The sequence below is a fragment of the Brevundimonas sp. genome (assembly GCF_024711105.1).
In the GTDB taxonomy this organism is placed as follows: domain Bacteria; phylum Pseudomonadota; class Alphaproteobacteria; order Caulobacterales; family Caulobacteraceae; genus Brevundimonas.
The window spans coordinates 1-3,784 of record NZ_JANJTL010000168.1; the positions used below are offsets into that span (position 1 = coordinate 1).

3 protein-coding genes and 1 pseudogene are annotated in these 3,784 nt (G+C 67.2%); 2 read left to right on the plus strand and 2 right to left on the minus strand.

Annotated features, from left to right (window positions below; all coding sequences use genetic code 11):
- Positions 1–1,644, plus strand: a 1,644-nt coding sequence (locus Q0M60_RS13365; RefSeq protein WP_296820387.1) for an AAA family ATPase, incomplete at its 5' end; no start/stop codon positions are given.
- A 54-nt stretch (positions 1,645–1,698) separates the two neighbouring features.
- Positions 1,699–2,745, plus strand: a complete 1,047-nt coding sequence (locus tag Q0M60_RS13370; RefSeq protein ID WP_296820389.1) for a L,D-transpeptidase — start codon at positions 1,699–1,701, stop codon at positions 2,743–2,745.
- On the opposite strand, the gene Q0M60_RS13375 is transcribed toward Q0M60_RS13370, so the two are convergent.
- Both Q0M60_RS13375 and Q0M60_RS13380 read right to left on the minus strand, forming a co-directional pair.
- A complete protein-coding gene (locus tag Q0M60_RS13375) occupies positions 2,742–3,434 on the minus strand; it encodes a TorF family putative porin (protein ID WP_296820391.1) in 693 nt (230 codons plus the stop codon). The two genes, Q0M60_RS13370 and Q0M60_RS13375, sit on opposite strands and share 4 nt — an antisense overlap.
- A 59-nt stretch (positions 3,435–3,493) precedes the next feature.
- Positions 3,494–3,784 (minus strand): annotated as a pseudogene (locus Q0M60_RS13380) (nitronate monooxygenase); the annotation flags it as partial.

Below are 3,784 nucleotides of genomic sequence, written 5' to 3' on the forward strand. Positions count from 1 at the left end.
GACCCAGGCGTCGGCAAGACCGCGATCGCCGAGGGCCTGGCCCGCAAGATCGAGGACGGCGAGGTCCCCGACGTGCTCGCCAACGCCACCATCTACGCGCTCGACATGGGCGCCCTGCTGGCCGGCACCCGCTACCGCGGCGACTTCGAGGAGCGGCTCAAGCAGGTCGTCAAGGAGCTGGAACAGCACGAGGACGCCATCCTCTTCATCGACGAGATCCACACGGTGATCGGTGCCGGCGCTACGTCCGGCGGTGCAATGGATGCGTCCAACTTGCTGAAGCCCGCCTTGGCCTCAGGCACCCTGCGCTGCATGGGGTCGACGACCTACAAGGAATATCGCCAGCACTTCGAGAAGGACCGGGCGCTCGTCCGTCGCTTCCAGAAGATCGTCGTCAACGAGCCGACGCTGGAAGACACGATCAAGATCCTGAAGGGTCTCAAGACCTACTACGAGACCTTCCACCGGCTCCGCTACACGGACGCGGCGATCAGGTCGGCGGTGGAGCTGTCGGCGCGCTACATCACCGACCGCAAGCTCCCGGACAAGGCGATCGACGTCATCGACGAGGCAGGCGCCAGCCAGATGCTGCTGCCGGTCAACCGCCGCAAGAAGGTCATCGGCCAGAAGGAGGTCGAGGCGGTCATCGCCAAGATGGCCCGCATTCCCCCGAAGTCCGTCTCCAAGTCCGATGTCGAGGCGCTGAAGAACCTGGACGCCGACCTGAAGGGCGCCGTCTTCGGCCAGGCCGAGGCCATCGCCCAGCTGTCCGCGGCCATGAAGCTGGCCCGCGCCGGCCTGCGCGATCCGAACAAGCCGATCGGCTCCTACCTGTTCTCGGGCCCGACCGGCGTTGGCAAGACCGAGGTGGCCAAGCAGCTGGCCGGCACGCTCGGCATCGAGCTGCTGCGCTTCGACATGTCGGAGTACATGGAGCGCCACACAGTCAGCCGCCTGATCGGCGCGCCTCCCGGCTATGTCGGTCACGACCAGGGCGGCCTGCTTACCGACGCGGTCGACCAGCATCCGCACGCCGTGGTCCTGCTGGACGAGATCGAGAAGGCCCACCCGGACGTCTACAACATCCTGCTCCAGGTGATGGACCATGGGGTGTTGACCGACGCCGTCGGCAAGAAGGTCGATTTCAGGAACGTGGTCCTGATCATGACCACCAACGCCGGCGCCGCTGACAACGCCCGGGCCTCCATCGGCTTCGGCCGCGGCAAGGTCGAGGGCGAGGACGACAAGGCCATCCAGCGCCTGTTCACCCCGGAGTTCCGCAACCGCCTGGACGCCGTCGTGGCCTTCAAGCCGTTGACGGCCGACATCATCCGCATGGTGGTGCGCAAGTTCATCAGCCAGCTCCAGACCCAGCTGGCGGACCGCAACGTCACCATCTCGCTGTCGGACGAGGCGGCGGACTGGCTGGCGGAAAACGGCTTCGACGAGCTCTACGGCGCCCGGCCGCTCGGTCGCGTGATCCAGGAGCACATCAAGCAGCCGCTGGCCGACGACATCCTGTTCGGACGCCTGACGCGCGGTGGCCACGTCGATGTCGTGCTCAAGGACGGCAAGGTCGCCTTCGAGATCGGGGCAGCGGAAGAAGGTTCGCCCAAGCCGGTCAAGGAAGAAGCGGCCGGCTGACGGAACGGAGCGGACTTCTCAGCCATTACCTGGGCTTAGCCTCGGGAGTGCCCATTGAAGTCCGCGTCTGTCCTGTCCTGCCTGCCCCTCGTCGTTCTGCTCACGGCCTGCGACCGTGAGGCGCCGCCGCGTGAGCCTGAGGCGCCAGCCACGGAGACTTCGGTTCTGTCGCCGCGGCCGGTCGTCAGCCCCGAGGCAATCAATGCTTCCGGCTACGAAGCGCCGCCGGACGGGAATCTCGCCGAGCAAACCGCGTCCGCAAGTCTGGCGCGGGCCCAGGTGCTGCTCGATCGCGCGGGCTTTTCGCCGGGGGTGACTGACGGCCGCTATGGCGAGAACGTGCGCCAGGCCATAGCCGCCTTCCAGCGTGAGAATGGCATGACTGTGGATGGGCGGCTCAGCCGGGAAGTCTGGGACCGGCTGGTCGCGGGCTCACCGCAGGACGCGGTTTCGCGCTACGTGCTGACGACCGAGGACGTGGCCGGTCCCTTCACGCCGAATATCCCGGAGGGGCTGGAGGCGCAGGCCGGTCTGGAGCGGCTGGGCTACACCTCAGCGGCAGAGCTGGTGGCTGAGCGCTTCCACATGGACGAGCAGTTCCTGCGCGAGATGAACCCGAACGCCGACTTCAGCCGGGCCGGGACGGAGATCTTCGTCACCAATCCGCGCCGCCCCCAGATCGCGACTGAAGTGGCGCGCATCGAGGTCGACCGCGACGAGAAGGCGGTGAAGGCCTTCGCCGAGGATGGGACGCTGCTGGCCTTCTATCCCGCCACCATCGGCTCACAGGAACAGCCGACGCCGGAGGGCCGGATGACCGTCAACGGCGTCGCCCGCGATCCGACCTACACCTACGATCCCCGCCGGGTCAGCTACGCGGGCGACCGCATCACCCGCCGGCTGACCATACCGGCGGGCCCGAACAATCCCGTTGGGCTGGTGTGGATCGACCTGTCGCGCGACACCTACGGCATCCACGGCACCCCAAACCCGGACATCGTCGGCAAGAACGCCTCCAACGGCTGCGTCCGCCTGACCAACTGGGACGCCCAGCACCTGGCCGCGGCGGTGCGGCCAGGGGTGGTCGTGGAGTTCGTCTAGAAGCCGAGGTTCAGGACCGCGACGAGCGCGCTGTCATACTGAGCCGACGGGTTGGCGACGTCGGTGTCATACCAACGCACGTCAAGCGAGGCCCAGTCGTTGATCTCGAAGTCGGCGCCGACGTTCCAGGCGGTGTAGTCGCGGCTGTTGACCTGCTCGCGGCGGCCGACGGCGGCCGAGGCCCGGATGCGGTCGGTCAGGCGCACGCGTCCTCGCGCCTCGACCCAGGTCCAGCTGCGCGTCCCGCCGGCGCTGTCCGGCGAGTATTGGAAGCGCAGTCGCGCATCGACCCGCTCGCTGAGATCGCGCGACACGTCGGCCGTGAACTCCCAGGCGTCATCGTCCGTGCCCGGATTGGCGTCGAGGTACCATTTGTGCGCGGCGTTGAAGTCGAACTCGAAGCCTGCCGCCTCGGGCCGCCAACCGGCGTTGATCTCCGCCTCGAGCTGGGATCCGGTGGAGTGGTCGATCGTCTCGCCTTCGGCGGCGACGTAGAACAGGCCGCTGGCGTCGCTCCATTCCATACCTGCAAGGGCGAAGGGATCGCCCTCAGACTTGCTGGTGCCCTTGGAACGGTTGTCGGATCCGACGGCGAAGTTGAAGGACCAGTCCCCCAACCCGTCCTGGGCCTGGGCGGTGGCGGGCAGGGCCAGGGCGGCCACGGCGAGGGTGAGGGCAAGGCGGGTCATCGGAACTCCGGCGTTTCGCAGTATGCGGACGAATCTGCTCGTCCGCCCACCGTGACGCCTTAGCCGAAGCGCTGCGACACCTCCGCGACCGCTTCGTGAAATTCCGAGCTCAACCGTGTGACAAGTTCGCGAACGGGCACGATGTCGTGAATGGTGCCGGCGCCCTGGCCCGCCGACCAGACGGTCTTCCAGGCCTTGGCCTCGTCGGCCATGTCCAGCTTGTGGTCGGGCAGGCTCTTGGGGTCGATCCCATTCTCGACCAGCGAAGGCGTCAGGAAGTTGGCGGGTATGCCCGACACCGCTGGCGTGTAGGTGATGTCCATCGAGCCGGCCTCGACGATCATGTCCTT

Coding starts and splice junctions, on each gene's coding strand:
- Q0M60_RS13375 (WP_296820391.1), bottom strand. CDS start 3,434: ATGACCCGCCTTGCCCTCACCCTCGCCGTGGCCGCCCTGGCCCTGCCC.